This is a genomic window from Arthrobacter sp. RT-1 (assembly GCF_003367205.1).
Taxonomy (GTDB): domain Bacteria; phylum Actinomycetota; class Actinomycetes; order Actinomycetales; family Micrococcaceae; genus Arthrobacter.
Genome location: NZ_QRGQ01000007.1, coordinates 230,182 through 245,147, shown reverse-complemented (window position 1 = coordinate 245,147; position 14,966 = coordinate 230,182). Strand labels below are relative to the sequence as shown.

At 65.6% G+C, this 14,966-nt stretch carries 15 protein-coding genes; 12 read left to right on the top strand and 3 right to left on the bottom strand.

Annotated elements, in window-relative coordinates; all coding sequences use genetic code 11:
- Positions 1–19: 19 nt before the first annotated feature.
- The 9 genes from ftsZ (at position 20) to dnaE (ending at position 9,760) form a co-directional block, all read left to right on the top strand.
- On the top strand, positions 20–1,258 hold the full coding sequence (gene ftsZ / locus DXK94_RS08680) for a cell division protein FtsZ (RefSeq protein ID WP_115524651.1): 1,239 nt from the start codon (positions 20–22) through the stop codon (positions 1,256–1,258).
- 8 nt (positions 1,259–1,266) lie between these two features.
- A complete protein-coding gene (locus tag DXK94_RS08675; protein ID WP_115524650.1) occupies positions 1,267–1,956 on the top strand; it encodes a polyphenol oxidase family protein in 690 nt (229 codons plus the stop codon).
- Complete coding sequence (locus DXK94_RS08670) at positions 1,949–2,689, top strand: YggS family pyridoxal phosphate-dependent enzyme (RefSeq protein WP_115524649.1); 741 nt, start codon at positions 1,949–1,951, stop codon at positions 2,687–2,689. The genes DXK94_RS08675 and DXK94_RS08670 overlap by 8 nt, the downstream gene beginning before the upstream one ends.
- Positions 2,690–2,779: 90 nt before the next feature.
- Positions 2,780–3,310 (top strand): cell division protein SepF, encoded by a 531-nt coding sequence (locus tag DXK94_RS08665; protein WP_079597161.1) that lies wholly within the window; start codon positions 2,780–2,782, stop codon positions 3,308–3,310.
- Positions 3,311–3,431: 121 nt separating this feature from the next.
- Positions 3,432–3,719 carry a YggT family protein gene (locus DXK94_RS08660; protein WP_079597160.1) on the top strand — a complete coding sequence of 96 codons (288 nt, stop codon included), beginning with the start codon at positions 3,432–3,434 and terminating at the stop codon, positions 3,717–3,719.
- Between the two features lie 174 nt (positions 3,720–3,893).
- Complete coding sequence (locus DXK94_RS08655) at positions 3,894–4,583, top strand: DivIVA domain-containing protein (protein ID WP_079597159.1); 690 nt, start codon at positions 3,894–3,896, stop codon at positions 4,581–4,583.
- A 91-nt stretch (positions 4,584–4,674) separates the two neighbouring features.
- On the top strand, positions 4,675–5,247 hold the full coding sequence (gene lspA / locus DXK94_RS08650; RefSeq protein ID WP_115524648.1) for a signal peptidase II: 573 nt from the start codon (positions 4,675–4,677) through the stop codon (positions 5,245–5,247).
- Positions 5,240–6,166, top strand: a complete 927-nt coding sequence (locus tag DXK94_RS08645; RefSeq protein WP_079597157.1) for an RluA family pseudouridine synthase — start codon at positions 5,240–5,242, stop codon at positions 6,164–6,166. The genes lspA and DXK94_RS08645 overlap by 8 nt, the downstream gene beginning before the upstream one ends.
- 36 nt (positions 6,167–6,202) lie before the next feature.
- On the top strand, positions 6,203–9,760 hold the full coding sequence (gene dnaE, locus DXK94_RS08640) for a DNA polymerase III subunit alpha (protein WP_079597156.1): 3,558 nt from the start codon (positions 6,203–6,205) through the stop codon (positions 9,758–9,760).
- 77 nt (positions 9,761–9,837) lie between these two features.
- Here dnaE and DXK94_RS08635 read toward each other — a convergent pair whose 3' ends face one another.
- Complete coding sequence (locus tag DXK94_RS08635; RefSeq protein WP_079597155.1) at positions 9,838–10,338, bottom strand: flavin reductase family protein; 501 nt, start codon at positions 10,336–10,338, stop codon at positions 9,838–9,840.
- A gap of 127 nt (positions 10,339–10,465) precedes the next feature.
- Between DXK94_RS08635 and DXK94_RS08630 the strand changes: the two genes are divergently transcribed.
- The 3 genes from DXK94_RS08630 to nrdR all read left to right on the top strand — a co-directional run bounded on the left by DXK94_RS08630 (position 10,466) and on the right by nrdR (position 13,016).
- Entirely contained in the window at positions 10,466–10,999 is a 534-nt protein-coding gene (locus tag DXK94_RS08630; protein ID WP_079597154.1) for a hypothetical protein, read from the top strand.
- Between the two features lie 4 nt (positions 11,000–11,003).
- Positions 11,004–12,377 (top strand): histidinol dehydrogenase, encoded by a 1,374-nt coding sequence (gene hisD, locus DXK94_RS08625; RefSeq protein ID WP_115524647.1) that lies wholly within the window; start codon positions 11,004–11,006, stop codon positions 12,375–12,377.
- A 132-nt stretch (positions 12,378–12,509) separates the two neighbouring features.
- Positions 12,510–13,016: a transcriptional regulator NrdR gene (gene nrdR / locus DXK94_RS08620; RefSeq protein WP_115524646.1), complete on the top strand. Its 507-nt coding sequence runs from the start codon at positions 12,510–12,512 to the stop codon at positions 13,014–13,016.
- Positions 13,017–13,128: 112 nt separating this feature from the next.
- On the opposite strand, the gene ppgK is transcribed toward nrdR, so the two are convergent.
- Complete coding sequence (ppgK, locus tag DXK94_RS08615; protein ID WP_115524645.1) at positions 13,129–13,932, bottom strand: polyphosphate--glucose phosphotransferase; 804 nt, start codon at positions 13,930–13,932, stop codon at positions 13,129–13,131.
- Positions 13,933–14,033: 101 nt separating this feature from the next.
- Positions 14,034–14,912: a type I methionyl aminopeptidase gene (map, locus tag DXK94_RS08610; RefSeq protein ID WP_079597150.1), complete on the bottom strand. Its 879-nt coding sequence runs from the start codon at positions 14,910–14,912 to the stop codon at positions 14,034–14,036.
- Positions 14,913–14,966: the final 54 nt, after the last annotated feature.

Sequence of the window (14,966 nt, the reverse complement as noted above, 5' to 3'; positions counted from 1 at the left end):
CGAACAAGGGACACGTAACGTGGCAGCTCCGCAGAATTACTTGGCCGTCATCAAAGTCGTCGGCATCGGCGGCGGTGGCGTGAACGCAGTCAACCGCATGATCGAGGTGGGCCTCCGGGGCGTTGAATTCATCGCCATCAACACGGATGCCCAGGCGCTTCTGATGAGCGATGCCGACGTCAAGCTCGATGTCGGGCGCGAGCTGACCCGCGGCCTGGGAGCCGGTGCCAACCCCGAGGTGGGCAAGCAGGCGGCCGAAGACCACGCGGACGAGATCGAAGAAGTGCTTCGCGGCGCTGACATGGTGTTCGTGACCGCCGGCGAAGGCGGCGGTACCGGGACCGGCGGGGCCCCCGTCGTCGCCCGTATTGCACGCTCCCTCGGTGCCCTCACCATCGGCGTGGTGACCCGCCCGTTCACGTTCGAAGGCCGCCGCCGCGCCGGCTCCGCAGAGGCCGGCATCGACGCCCTCCGTGACGAAGTCGATACCCTGATCGTGATCCCCAACGACCGCCTGCTGTCCATCAGCGACCGCAACGTCTCGGTCCTGGACGCCTTCCGCTCCGCCGACCAGGTGCTGCTCTCCGGTGTCCAGGGCATCACGGACCTCATCACCACGCCCGGCCTCATTAACCTCGACTTCGCCGACGTGAAGTCGGTCATGCAGGGCGCAGGCTCCGCCCTCATGGGCATCGGCTCCGCCCGTGGCGAGGACCGTGCCGTCAAGGCCGCCGAGCTGGCCATCGCATCCCCTCTGCTGGAGGCCTCCATTGACGGCGCGCACGGCGTGCTGCTGTCCATCCAGGGCGGGTCCGACCTCGGCCTCTTCGAGATCAATGAGGCAGCCCGGCTCGTGCAGGAAGTGGCCCACCCCGAGGCGAACATCATCTTCGGCGCCGTCATCGACGACGCCCTCGGCGACGAAGCCCGCGTCACCGTCATTGCCGCCGGGTTCGACGACGTCAAGGCCACCTCGCCCTCCATGGACCAGTCCCAGCCGCTGTCGGCCCCGCAGCGGCCCGCCGCTCCTACAGCCGCCCCCGCTCCGGCGCAGGCGCCTTCTGCAGGGAACCACCAGTCGAACGTCCAGCCGGTCCACGCCGGCGTGGGCGCGGCAGGGCTCAGCAACTGGGGCCAGCAGCGCCCCTCCGCCATTCCCGCTGACTCCGGATTCGACGTGGACCTGCCGTCCGTCGTCGAGCCGGACCTGACCGGCAACCACTCGGATGACCTGGATGTCCCCGACTTCCTGAAGTAGGCACCGGCTTGTTCCACTGGCGCGCCGACATCCTTCCCGGGGTGTCGGCCGCATTCACTGACACCGGCGCCGGAAACCTGGCCCTTCACGTGGGGGACGATCCCGGCCAGGTGAAGCGCCGCCGTGAGGAGCTGGAGCAGCGCCTGGGCATGGCGCCCCACGGCCTGCGGTTCATGAACCAGGTCCACGGCGTCACCGTGGCGGTGATTGACCAGGACAGCGGGGCTCCTGAAGCGGACGCAATGGTGTCCCGCCGGCTTCCGCTGGCCGTCATGGTGGCGGACTGCATTCCCGTGCTGCTCGCCGGGGAGTCCGCGGACGGTCCCGTCCTTGCTGCCGTGCATGCAGGACGCCCCGGCATCGCCAACGGCGTGATTCCTGCAGCCGTGGACAGGATGATGTCCCTCGGCGCCTCCGGCATCAAGGCCGCCATGGGACCCTCCATCTGCGGAAACTGCTACGAGGTGCCCGCCGCCCTGCAGGACGAGGTGGCCCTGCGGGTGCCCGCCACCCGGAGCACCACCTCGTGGGGCACGCCCGGTCTCGATCTCCCCGCCGGTGCGCGGAGCCAGTTGGAGGACGCCGGTGTGGAGGTGGCATACAGCGGGGTCTGCACCCTGGAGACGGAATCCCTCTACTCCTACCGGCGTAACCGGGACACCGGGCGCTTTGCCGGGCTGGTGTGGTGCCATGACTGACGGCCGATCAGCCGGGGGAGACCCGCGCGCCGCGGAACTCGCTGACAGGCTCGCCGCCGTCCACTGGCGGATAGCTTCCGCGGCAGAATCAGCCGGCCGCGCCGACCGGCTGCCCACGCTGATCGTGGTCACCAAGTTCCATCCTGCCGAAGACATCCGGCGGCTTGCGGCACTTGGAGTGACGGACGTCGGCGAGAACAGGGACCAGGAAGCTGCCAATAAGGCTGCCGAACTGGCTGACTGCGGGTTGACGTGGCACTTCGTGGGCCAGCTGCAGACCAAGAAGGCCAAGTCGGTGGCCCGCTATGCCGCAGCCGTCCATTCCGTGGACCGGCCGCAGCTGGTGGACGCATTGGCAAAGGCCGCGGCCGCTGAGCGGAAGGACGCGGGGCTGGCGCCCCTGGACTGCTTCATCCAGGTCAGCCTGGAGGACGACGCCGGCACGCACCGCGGCGGGGCCGGTCCCGCCGACGTGCCGCTGCTGGCGGACCGGATAGCATCCGCCGAGGGCCTCCGGCTGGCGGGTGTGATGGCCGTTGCCCCTTTGGGTGCACCGCCGGAGCCGGCCTTCGAAAAGCTCGCCGGAGTATCGGCACGCCTGGTTGCCGCCCACCCGGCCGCCACCGCCATTTCCGCCGGCATGAGCCAGGACCTTGAAGCGGCCATCATGTTCGGGGCGACACACCTGCGAATCGGTTCCGATATTCTCGGATCACGTCCCGCCGTGGGGTAGCGTCGGTCCTGTTGGAAGTGATGGGCGGGGGACTCCAGTGCTGTCAAGTCATTGGGCGGCCCGCTTACGGGACACGATTAGGAGTCGACCATGGCCGGCGCTCTGCGCAAGACAATGATCTATCTTGGGCTCGCCGACGGCGATGAGCATTACGAGTCCGAGCAACAGACCACACCCAAGGATGAGGACGAAACGATGGAAGCTGACCGCGAGGAGCGCCGTGCACCCGCACCCGTCCGCGAGGTCAGCCGCGAAGCGTCCTACACCCCCGAAGAGGAATACCGCGCCCCAGTGACCCCCATCAAGCGTGCGGCCTCAAGCCGCGAAGAGACCACCGGACTCCGCCAGATCACCACAATCCATCCGCGGTCCTACAACGACGCCAAGCTTATCGGCGAGAGCTTCCGGGACGGCATTCCGGTCATCATGAATGTCACGGACATGGGCGAGGCCGATGCGAAACGCCTGGTGGACTTTTCCGCCGGGCTGGTTTTCGGGCTGCGGGGCAGCATTGAGCGGGTGACCAACAAGGTATTCCTGCTGTCGCCGTCGTACGTTGAGGTCATCGGCGATGACAAGAAGGCCAGTGACACCCAGGCCAGCTTCTTCAACCAAAGCTGACCATCAGGCAGGATTTGGATGCCAGGCAGGGACACCTGTCTGGCATCTGTGCTGAAATAGACAAGAAACATCGGCAGGACACCGCGGTATCCACAATGGACATGGAGATATGAGTTAAGTCATGGGAATTGTTTTCGGACTTGTCTATCTCGCGCTCCTGTTCTTTTTCGTAGCACTCATCATTCGCCTGGTGTTCGACTGGGTCCAGATGTTCGCCAGGGAATGGCGTCCGCGGGGCGCCGCACTGGTGGCAGCGCATGCCGTGTACTCCATCACGGATCCGCCCCTGAAAGTGCTGCGCCGCCTGATTCCGCCGCTTCGGCTGGGCGGCATCTCCCTCGATCTTGGATTCCTGATTCTCTTCATCGCCGTCAGCATCGCGATGGGAATCACCCGGGGACTCGCCTGATTCACCAAATAAGACCTAGCAGCGCAGCCTGGACCTCCGGGAACAGTTACTGTGAAGCGAAGAAACTCGCGTTTGACACCGCAGTGTTGAATTAGAGTAAGCAGACCAAATTTAGGTACCGTAGTTTTGACGGCCGGAAGGCCTACTGACTAACCAGACCAGTGAGGTGACCAGATGGCTTTGACGCCAGAAGACGTTGTCAACAAGCGCTTTCAGCCGACCAAGTTCCGCGAGGGCTACGACCAGGACGAAGTTGATGACTTCCTGGACGAAATCGTCGTTGAACTCCGCCGCCTGAACCAGGAGAACGACGAGCTTCGGAAGAAGCTTGCCGAAGCAGGATCCAGCGTTCCCGCCAGCGCCGCTGCCGCCCCCGTGGTGGAGAAGGTCCCCGCGCCGGTCAAGTCCGACAAGGACGAGGCCCGCGAGAAGGCAGAGGCTGAAGCCAAGGCTGCCGAAGCGAAGAAGAAGGACGTCCAGCCGTCCGCTCCGGTTGCCGCAGCCCCCGCTGCTCCCAGCCAGGCCGCCGTCCCCACTGCTTCTGCAGAGTCAGCCGCGGGCCTGCTGGCCATGGCACAGCAGATGCACGACCGCCACGTTGCCGACGGCCAGGCGCAGAAGGACAAGATCATCGCCGAGGCGCAGATTGAAGCCAGCAGCCTGGTCAACGACGCCCAGGAGAAGTCCCGCAAGATCCTCGGTGCACTCGAGCAGCAGCGGTCCGTCCTGGAGCGCAAGGTGGAGCAGCTTCGCGGTTTCGAGCGCGATTACCGCTCACGCCTGAAGGCCTACATCGAGGGCCAGCTGCGCGACCTCGATGCCCGCGGTTCGGTTGCTACGCCTGAAGTGAGCGAAGCCAACTAGTCCGTCAAGCACGTATTCTGAAAGCCGGTGGCTGAGGATTCCTCGGCCACCGGCTTTTGGCATTGACACCGGTATAACGAATGAAAGCACCATGACTGACGAACTTGCCGCAGGCGCTGCACGCCCTGTCCCGCCTTCACCGCGCCCCCGCAGGGCCGTGCTGCTGTCCCTCTTTGCCGGTTTTGCGGTTTTTGCCTACGGGCTGGACCAGCTGACCAAATACTGGGTCACGTCCACCATGGTGGAAGGCGAACGGATCCCGGTATTTCCGCCTTTGCTGCACTGGTACTTCATCCGTAACTCGGGTGCGGCGTTCTCCATCGGCGAGAATGTCACCTGGGTGTTCTCCATCATCATGGCAGCGGTGGCCGTGGCCATCCTCTTCCAGGTCCGCAAGCTGGGCTCCATGTGGTGGTCCCTGTCGCTGGGCCTGCTGCTTGGCGGAGCGCTGGGCAACCTCACCGACAGGCTGTTCCGTCAGCCGTCGTTCGGAATGGGCCACGTTGTGGACTTCATCCAGCTCCCCAACTTTGCCATTTTCAACATCGCCGATTCAGCCGTCGTATCCGCTGTGGCCATCATCTGCATCCTCACGCTGCGCGGCATCGCCCTGGATGGCAGCAGGCAGACAGCAGAAGCCAGGGAAAAGTCCGGCGATGCCTGAAAAGTATGTCGTCGCCGACGAGTACGCCGGCGCCCGCGCAGATGCCGGGCTGGCCGGCATACTGGGAATTTCGCGTTCCCTCGCGGCCACCCTCATAGCCGAGGGCAACGTCGTGAGCAGGGGCAAAGCCCTGGGCAAATCAGCCAAACTGGTGGCCGGTGACGTCCTGCAGGTCAGCATGCCGGAGCGGCGGGACCCGCTGGAAGTCGTGGAGGAAGTTGTGGAAGGCCTGAAGATCCTGCTGGACGACGATGATTTCGTCGTCGTCGACAAACCCGTGGGCGTTGCCGCGCACCCCTCCCCGGGCTGGGTGGGACCCACGGTGGTGGGCGGCCTGGCCGGCGCCGGGTACCGCATCTCCACGTCCGGCTCGCCCGAGCGGGCGGGGATCGTCCACCGGCTCGACGTCGGCACGTCGGGTGTGATGGTGGTGGCGAAATCCGAGCGGGCCTACACCGCCCTGAAGCGGGCGTTCAAGGAACGGACCGTGGACAAGGTCTACCATGCAGTGGTCCAGGGGCTGCCCGATCCGCTGACCGGAACCATCGACGCACCCATCGGCCGCCACCCCGGCCACGACTGGCGCTTCGCCGTCATCGAGGACGGCCGGCCGTCGGTCACCCATTACGAAGTCCTCGAGGCATTCGGCAAGGCCAGCCTTGTGGAAGTGCACCTCGAAACCGGCCGGACCCACCAGATCAGGGTCCATTTCTCCGCCCTCCGCCACCCCTGCGCCGGCGACCTGACCTACGGCGCGGATCCCCGCCTGGCCGCCACCCTGGGACTGACCCGGCAGTGGCTGCACGCCCGCGAACTCGGGTTCGACCACCCGGTCACGGGGGAGCGCGTGCGGGTCACCAGCCACTACCCGCAGGATCTGGCGTTCGCGCTGGAAGTGCTCGGATCGGGCCGGGCCTGACGCAGTCCGCCCGTGGCCAGCGCATAGAATAGTGCGGTGACTTCCAGCAATGATTCGTTTGTCCACCTGCACACCCACACCGAATACTCCATGCTGGATGGAGCAGCCCGCCTGGGGGAGCTGTTCGATGAAACCGAGCGCCTGGGCATGCCCGCCCTCGCCACCACGGACCATGGCTACCTGTTCGGCGCCTTCGACTTCTGGCGCAAAGCCACGGACAAGGGCATCAAGCCGATCATCGGCGTCGAAGCCTATGTGACACCCGGCACCGCCCGCACGGACAAGGAACGCGTGCGCTGGGGCGATGAATCCCAGCGCAAGGACGACGTCTCCGGCGGTGGCTCGTACACCCACATGACGCTCCTGAGCTACAACAACGTGGGCATGCGGAACCTGTTCCGGGCGTCCTCCATCGCGTCCCTGGACTCGGTCTTCGGCAAGTGGCCGCGGCTGGACCGGGAGCTGCTCAACACCTATTCCGAGGGCCTTATCGCCACCACCGGATGCCCGTCGGGGGAGGTCCAGACCCGCCTTCGGCTGGGCCAGTACCGGGAAGCCCTCGAAGCGGCGGCCGAGTTCCGCGACATTTTCGGTGCCGAGAACTACTTCTGTGAACTGATGGACCACGGCCTGGACATCGAGCGCCGGGTCACGGGCGACCTGCTGCGTCTTGCCAAGGACCTGAACCTTCCGCTGGTGGCCACCAACGACCTGCACTACACCCACGAACATGACGCCAAGGCCCATGAGGCCCTGCTGGCCATCCAGTCCGGTTCCACGCTGCTGGAACCCACCTATGACAACGGCGGCTCGCGCTTTGCGTTCTCCGGCAGCGGCTACTACCTGAAGTCTCCGCGGGAAATGCGGGAACTGTTCCGCGACCACCCGGACGCCTGTGACAACACACTGCTCATCGCCGAGCGCTGCGAGGTGTCCTTCAACACGGACGCCAACTACATGCCGCGCTTCCCCTGCCCGCCGGGTGAGGACGAAACGTCCTGGCTCGTTAAAGAGGTCGACAAGGGGCTCCAGTACCGTTACCCCGCGGGGATCCCGGACGAGGTCCGCAAGCAGGCCGACTATGAGCTGGGTGTCATCACCTCGATGGGCTTCCCGGGCTACTTCCTGGTGGTGGCCGACTTCATCAACTGGGCCAAGAACAACGGCATCCGGGTGGGTCCGGGCCGTGGTTCCGGTGCAGGCTCCATGGTGGCGTACGCCATGCGCATCACCGACCTCGATCCGCTGCGGCACGGCCTGATCTTCGAACGCTTCCTCAACCCCGACCGCGTCTCCATGCCCGACTTCGACGTCGACTTCGATGACCGTCGCCGCTCCGAGGTCATCGACTACGTCACCAAAAAGTACGGTGACGAGCGAGTGGCGATGATCGTCACCTACGGCACCATCAAGACCAAGCAGGCGCTCAAGGACTCCTCCCGCGTGCTCGGGTACCCCTTCAGCATGGGCGAGCAGCTCACCAAGGCGTTGCCCCCCGCGGTCATGGCCAAGGACATTCCGCTGGCGGACATCCAGAACCCGGACGCCAAGCGCTACAGCGAGGCCGGCGACTTCCGGCAGCTGATCAGCACGGATCCGGAAGCTGCCAAGGTATTCGAGACCGCCCTCGGCATCGAGGGGCTGAAGCGCCAGTGGGGCGTGCACGCCGCCGGTGTGATCATGTCCTCGGACCCCATCATCGACGTCATCCCCATCATGCGCCGTTTCCAGGACGGCCAGGTCATCACCCAGTTCGACTACCCGACGTCCGAGGGCCTTGGCCTGATCAAGATGGACTTCCTGGGCCTCCGGAACCTGACGATCATTTCGGATGCCCTTGAGAACATCAAGATGAACCGCGGCATCGACCTCGACCTCGAAAACCTCGAGCTCGACGATGCGGCATCCTATGAGCTGCTGGCACGCGGCGACACACTCGGTGTTTTCCAGCTCGACGGCGGCCCCATGCGGTCGCTGCTCAAGCTGATGAAGCCCGACAACTTTGAAGACATCTCCGCCGTCCTGGCGCTGTACCGGCCGGGGCCCATGGGCGCCAACGCCCATACCGACTACGCCCTTCGCAAGAACGGGATCCAGGAAGTCATCCCCATCCACCCGGAGCTGAAGGAACCACTCGCCGAAATCCTCGGCGGAACGTACGGCCTGATCGTGTACCAGGAACAGGTGATGGCCGTGGCCCAGAAGCTGGCCGGCTACTCGCTGGGCCAGGCAGACATCCTACGCCGGGCCATGGGCAAGAAGAAGAAGTCGGAGCTGGACAAGCAGTTCGCGGGCTTCTCCCAGGGCATGCAGGACAACGGCTACTCGATGGAAGCCGTCAAGACCCTCTGGGACATCCTGCTCCCGTTCTCCGACTACGCCTTCAACAAGGCCCACTCCGCCGCGTACGGCGTGATTTCCTACTGGACCGCGTACCTCAAGGCGCACTACGCGCCGGAGTACATGGCCGCGCTTCTGACGTCGGTGGGCGACGACAAGGACAAGTCGGCCATCTACCTGAACGAATGCCGGCGCATGGGCATCACCGTGCTCCCGCCGGACGTCAATGAGTCAGCGTTGAACTTCACGCCTGTTGGCAACGACATCCGCTTCGGCATGGGAGCCATCCGCAACGTGGGCGTCAACGCTGTTGAAGCGATGGTGGCAGCGCGCGAAAGCGAGGGCGCCTTCACGTCCTTCAAGGACTACCTCATGAAGGTCCCGGCCGTGGTCTGCAACAAACGGACCATCGAATCGCTCATCAAATCGGGTGCCTTCGACTCGCTGGGACACCACCGGCGTGCCCTTGCCATGGTCCACGAAGAAGCCATCGACTCCGTCATCACGCTGAAGCGGAATGAGGCGATTGGCCAGTTCGACCTTTTCGCCGGCTTCGAGGAAGCCGAATCCGAATCGTCGCTGAGCATCGAGATCCCCGACCTGCCGGAGTGGGAGAAGAAGGACAAGCTCTCCTTCGAACGGGACATGCTCGGCCTGTATGTTTCCGACCACCCGCTGCAGGGCCTCGAAGGGGTCCTGAGCCAGCACGCCGAAATGAGCATCACGTCCGTGCTGGGCGAGGACGGGCCGCAGGACGGCGCCATCATCACCATCGCCGGAATGATCACGTCCCTGAGCCGGCGCATCGCCAAGGCCAGCGGCAACGCCTACGCCCGGGCCGAGGTGGAGGACCTCGGAGCGTCGATGGAAGTCATGTTCTTTGGCCAGGTCTACGGACCCATTGCCTCGGTCCTCGCCGAGGACCTGATTGTGGTGGTCAAGGGGCGCCTGCAGAAGCGCGACGACGGTGCGATCACCCTCAACTGCATGGAACTGTCCGTTCCGGACCTCAGCGAAGGCCTGGGCGGCCCGCTGGTGATCACCATGCCCACGCACAAGGCCACCGAGGCTGTGGTGACCGAACTTGGTGACGTGCTCCGGACCCACCGCGGGAACTCGGAAGTCCGCCTGCACCTGCAGGGTGATACGCGCACGGAGATCATGGGACTGCCGGTCCACCTTCGCGTGAATCCCAGCCCATCCTTGTTCGGCGACCTGAAGGTCCTGCTTGGCCCGGCCTGCCTGGACGCCTGAACGGGCGCAGGGGAGGGGCACTTAACGGCCGACGACGGCGGGAGCCAGTCCCGCCGTCGTCGGCTGTTTGCCGGGGGTCAGATTTCGTAGTCGAGGGGGACAGGCTGGCTGTAGCCCCCGCCGTGGTACAGCAGGGGAGAAGCGTCCCCGCCCACCTGCCCGTCAACCACCTGCACCACCACCACGGCGTTGTTCTCAAAGGACAGCCGCATCTGCACCTCGCCGATGAGCCACCCTGCCACATCCTTCAGGACAGGCACGCCGTGCGGGCCCACCTCCCAGTGGTCGCCCTCGAAGCGGTTGCTGGTGCCGGCGAAACGCTCGGCCAGTTCCTGGTTTTCGAGCCCGAGCATGTGGACGCCCAGGTAGGTGGTGTTGGCCACCGCAGGCCAGGACCTGGAGCTGCGGGCCATGTTGAAGGTGAAGCGTGGAGGTTTGGCGGAGAGTGAGGCCACGGAGGTTGCCGTGAACCCGAAGGGCTTGTCCTCATAGTTCACCGTGATGATGGCAACCCCGGCGGCATGCCGGCGGAACATCTCCCTGAACGTCCGCTCGAAGGGCGCGCTATTGTCGGTCACCGGAACTCCTGACAGCTGGATGGCTTGGTGCTTCCTTCAAGCGTATGGTCCCCGGGCCGCGCCGGGTAACTCCTGACACACCGCGTCACCGGATGGCCGGGCAGGAACATTTGTTAAGGTTTGTTGCATGATGAAACTCTTCCGCCGTACCCCGTCGCGGCTGCCGTGGGCAATGCTGGCGGTTCCGGCGGTGGCAGGGGTGCCTGCGGGTATCCTCTGGTGGCTCCTTGCCCCGGGCGGCCTGAACCTGGTCACCAGGGATCCGGACCTGGGCAGCGGGGGCAACCCCGTAGTCTGGCTGCCGCGTGACCTGACCCTTGCCGGGCTCATGCTCTTCGCCGGCTGCCTGCTGGCGGTGTTCCTCACCGACAAAAAACGCGCGGATCCGCAGGCTGCACTGCTCATGGGCCTCGCCGGCGCGCTGGTGGGCAACCTCCTCGCCTGGCAGGCGGGCATGCTGTCCGCCCGGCTGTGGGGACCGGCGGTGGACGCGACCGCCAACGCCAGCATCGAATTCTCGCTGCGCGCCCTGCCGGTACTGCTGCTGTGGCCGGCTGCCACGGCGGTGGCGGTCTTCGTGCTGGAACTGCTGAACCTGCTGCGGAAGAAGCCGGACGGGGGTGCCGGTTCGGAAGAGGCACGGTTCAGCCACGTAAAATAGTCCGGTGACCATTACTCCGGAGTTTCCTGCCACGCCCGCCACCGCCGCCGTGAACTTTCGCACCGTCGACGTGCGGGGGCAAAGCCTCACGCTCGCGGGCCTGCGTGCCGCCGTGCCGCGGGCACAGGGCCAGACGGTAGCCAACGCCGAAGAAAAGGTCCTCGACATCATCTCGGACGTCCGCAAGCGGGGCTTTGAGGCCCTCGCCGAACTGGCACTGCGGTTCGACGGCGTCACCCAGGACCACCCGCTCGTTCCACAGGAAGCCCTCGCCGCTGCACTGGACCAGCTGGACCCGGCGGTCCGGCGGGCGCTGGAGGAGTCAATCAGCCGCGCGCGGAAGTTTGCCGACGGGCAGCGCCCCCGGAACCTCGACGTGGAACTTGGCGACGGCGCGGTGGTCAGCCAGAACTGGGTCCCGGTGGCGCGCGTGGGCCTCTACGTGCCGGGCGGCCTGGCCGTGTACCCGTCCTCGGTGATCATGAATGTGGTTCCGGCACTGGCAGCCGGGGTGGAGTCCATCGCCCTGGCATCGCCTCCGCAAAAGGAATTCGGCGGTCTGCCGCACCCCACCATCCTGGCCGCGGCAGCACTCCTGGGAATCACGGAGGTGTACGCGATCGGCGGCGCCCAGGCCATCGCCGCCTTTGCCTACGGCGTGGCCGGAACCCAGGCCGGGCCCGTGCTGGAGCCCGTGGACGTCGTCACAGGCCCCGGCAACATCTTCGTGGCCACCGCCAAACGCCTGGTCAAAGGCGTGGTGGGCATCGACTCCGAGGCCGGCACCACCGAAATCGCCATCCTTGCCGATTCCTCCGCCCAGCCCGCGCTGGTGGCGGCGGACCTGATCAGCCAGGCCGAACACGACCCCCAGGCGGCGTCGGTGCTTATAACGGATTCCGAAGACCTTGCAGCCGCTGTCCGCGCGGAGCTGGACCGCCAGGCGGCGTCCACCAAGCACTCCGCCCGGGTCAAGGAAGCCCTGTCCGGGCCGCAGTCCGGCGTGGTGCTTGTGGAGGACCTGGACCAGGGCATCGCCGCCTGTGACGCCTACGCGGCGGAACACCTGGAAATCATGACCAGGGACGCTGCTGCCGTCGCGGCGCGGATCCGGAACGCCGGTGCCATCTTCGTCGGGGACTACAGCCCCGTCAGCCTGGGTGACTACTGCGCCGGGTCAAACCACGTGCTCCCCACCAGCGGTACGGCGGCCTTCTCCTCCGGTCTCAACGTCAACACCTTCCTGCGGGCCATCCAGGTGGTCAACTACAGCAGGGCCGCGCTGGAGGAAGTCAGCAGCCACATCGTGAACCTGTCCCGTGCGGAGGATCTGCCCGCGCACGGCGATGCCGTGACCGCCCGTTTCCCCGGCTCCTAAGCACTACATGTAGTAATTACAGGCTTGTTATTACGCTAGATGTGCCCGTAAACTGGAAGACGCTACGGCGCGGCACCACTGCGCCGCCAATTGGGAAGTCCCGGCACCGGGACCGTGCGAGAGAGGGACGCCATGTACTGTCCGTTCTGCCGCAATCCTGATTCACGCGTCGTTGACAGCCGCATGGCGGACGACGGTTCAGCCATCCGCCGGCGCCGGCAGTGCCCCGAGTGCGGCCGCCGGTTCACCACCGTTGAAACCACCAGCCTGTCCGTCATCAAGCGTTCGGGCGTCGGCGAGCCTTTCAGCCGCAGCAAAGTGATCAACGGTGTGCGGAAGGCCTGCCAGGGCCGCCCCGTCAGCGAGGATGACCTTGCGCTGCTGGCGCAGGAAGTCGAAGAGCAGATCCGCGCCTCAGGCGCAGCGGAAATCGACGCCCACGAGGTAGGGCTCGTTATCCTCGGGCCGCTGCAGAAACTGGACAAGGTGGCATACCTGCGCTTCGCGAGTGTTTACCAGGCCTTTGAGTCCCTTGAAGACTTTGAAACGGCCATCTCCCTGTTGCGCCACGAGGCGGAGGAAGACGCCAAGGGGACAGCGGCCAAGAGCGCCAAGGGTTCAGAGAAAAGCCGCCTCTAATCTCCGGTGGCGGCGGTGGAGGGGAAGCCGCAGCCGCCACCGGCACCAAAAGACAGGACGCCCCCTTCCGGTACCGGAAGGGGGCGTCCTGTCTTAACTGACGGCTCCTGGATTACTTTGCGAGCTTGTGCTTCAGGGCAATCTCGATGGCGGCGCCCACGATGCCTGCCTCGTTGCGCAGGACGGCCGGCACGATCGGGGTGCGCAGCTTCAGGTTGGGCAGGTATTCGTCGGCCCGCTTGGAGATTCCGCCGCCCACGATGAACAGCTCGGGGGAAAACAGGAACTCCACGTGGGAGAAGTAGCGCTGCAGCAGCACGCTGTATTCGTCCCAGGTCAGGCCGTCGCGCTCACGGGCCACTGCTGAGGCTTTGGTTTCCGCATCGTGGCCGTCGATTTCCAGGTGGCCCAGTTCGGCGTTGGGCACGAGTTTGCCGTCAAAGATAAAGGCAGAGCCGATGCCGGTTCCCAGGGTGATCACCAGGACTGTGCCGGCAACGCCGGCGCCGGCGCCGTAGCGCGCCTCCGCCAGGCCCGCGGCGTCGGCGTCGTTGATGACCTCGACCGGCCGCCCGAGGCGCTCGGTGAGAAGGGCGTCAATGTTGGTGTCCAGCCAGGCCTTGTCCACGTTGGCTGCGGAGTGCACCACGCCGTGCTGGATGATGCCGGGGAAGGTGACGCCGACGGGTGAACCCGCTTCGGGCGCTTCGGGGCGGGCCGAGAGTTCGGCCACCACCAGTGCCACGGCCTCCGCCACGGACTCGGGCGTGGCCGGCTGCGGGGTGGGCACCCGGAAGCGTTCGCCCAGGAGCTTGCCCTTTTTGAGGTCGACGATGCCGCCCTTGATTCCCGTGCCTCCGATGTCGATGCCGATCAGCGGGGCGTTCTTGTGCGACTTCTCGTCCTTCTTGGCCAATTGGTTTCCGTTCGTGGCAGGGGCGGGCAGGGAAGGGCGGCCGGTGGCCGGCCCGGATGGGTGTCCGGTCAAGAACCGGAAAAGCTGGTTAGTGCATCAGGCTAGGGCAGGGTGAGGATCTCGGCGCCGGATTCGGTCACGAGCAGCGTGTGCTCGAACTGCGCGGTGCGCCGGCGGTCCTTGGTGACCACGGTCCAGTCGTCCGCCCACATGTCCCACTCCACGGTGCCCAGGGTGAGCATCGGCTCGATGGTGAACACCATGCCCGCCTCGATGACCGTGTTGTAGGCCGGGGCGGCGTCGTAGTGGGGGATGATCAGGCCCGTGTGGAAGGCTTCGCCCACGCCGTGTCCGGTGAAGTCGCGGACCACGCCGTAGCCGAACCGCTTGGCGTAGGACTGGATGGCGCGGCCGATGACGTTGATCTCCCGGCCGGGGGCCACAGCCTTGATGGCGCGGTTCAGCGACTCCTGCGTCCGTTCCACCAGCAGGCGGGATTCCTCGTCCACGTCGCCCACCAGGAAGGTGTAGTTGGTGTCGCCGTGGACGCCGTTGATGAAGGCAGTGATGTCGATGTTGATGATGTCGCCGTCCTGCACCACCGTGCTGTCCGGGATGCCGTGGCAGATGACCTCGTTCAGGGAGGAGCACAGTGATTTCGGGAAGCCCCGGTAGCCGAGGGTGGACGGGTACGCCTTGTGGTCAAGCAGGAATTCGTGGCCCACCTTGTCCAGCTGGTCCGTGGTGACGCCCGGCTGGATGTGCTTGCCCACCTCCACGATGGCCTGGGCCGCGATCTTTCCCGCGATCCTGATCTTCTCGATGGTCTCGGCGGACTTGACCTCGGACCCCGTGAACTTGGCGGGGGCGGGCTTGCCGACGTACTCCGGGCGTGGGATGGAGGCCGGGACGGGACGCTGCGGGCCGATAGTACCGGGGGTGAGGGTGCCGATGGGTGCAGTCGAGGCAAGGGAAGGCATAGATTGATCATATAAGGCACCACAGAACGCCTAACAACCGGAAGCCGCGGAGGA

Bases quoted from the DNA above. Each gene is read 5' to 3' on its own strand.
- DXK94_RS08670 (WP_115524649.1), top strand. From the start codon at position 1,949: ATGACTGACGGCCGATCAGCCGGGGGAGACCCGCGCGCCGCGGAACTC.
- DXK94_RS08665 (WP_079597161.1), top strand. From the start codon at position 2,780: ATGGCCGGCGCTCTGCGCAAGACAATGATCTATCTTGGGCTCGCCGAC.
- DXK94_RS08660 (WP_079597160.1), top strand. From the start codon at position 3,432: ATGGGAATTGTTTTCGGACTTGTCTATCTCGCGCTCCTGTTCTTTTTC.
- DXK94_RS08655 (WP_079597159.1), top strand. From the start codon at position 3,894: ATGGCTTTGACGCCAGAAGACGTTGTCAACAAGCGCTTTCAGCCGACC.
- lspA (WP_115524648.1), top strand. From the start codon at position 4,675: ATGACTGACGAACTTGCCGCAGGCGCTGCACGCCCTGTCCCGCCTTCA.
- DXK94_RS08645 (WP_079597157.1), top strand. From the start codon at position 5,240: ATGCCTGAAAAGTATGTCGTCGCCGACGAGTACGCCGGCGCCCGCGCA.
- DXK94_RS08630 (WP_079597154.1), top strand. From the start codon at position 10,466: ATGATGAAACTCTTCCGCCGTACCCCGTCGCGGCTGCCGTGGGCAATG.
- nrdR (WP_115524646.1), top strand. From the start codon at position 12,510: ATGTACTGTCCGTTCTGCCGCAATCCTGATTCACGCGTCGTTGACAGC.
- map (WP_079597150.1), bottom strand. From the start codon at position 14,912: ATGCCTTCCCTTGCCTCGACTGCACCCATCGGCACCCTCACCCCCGGT.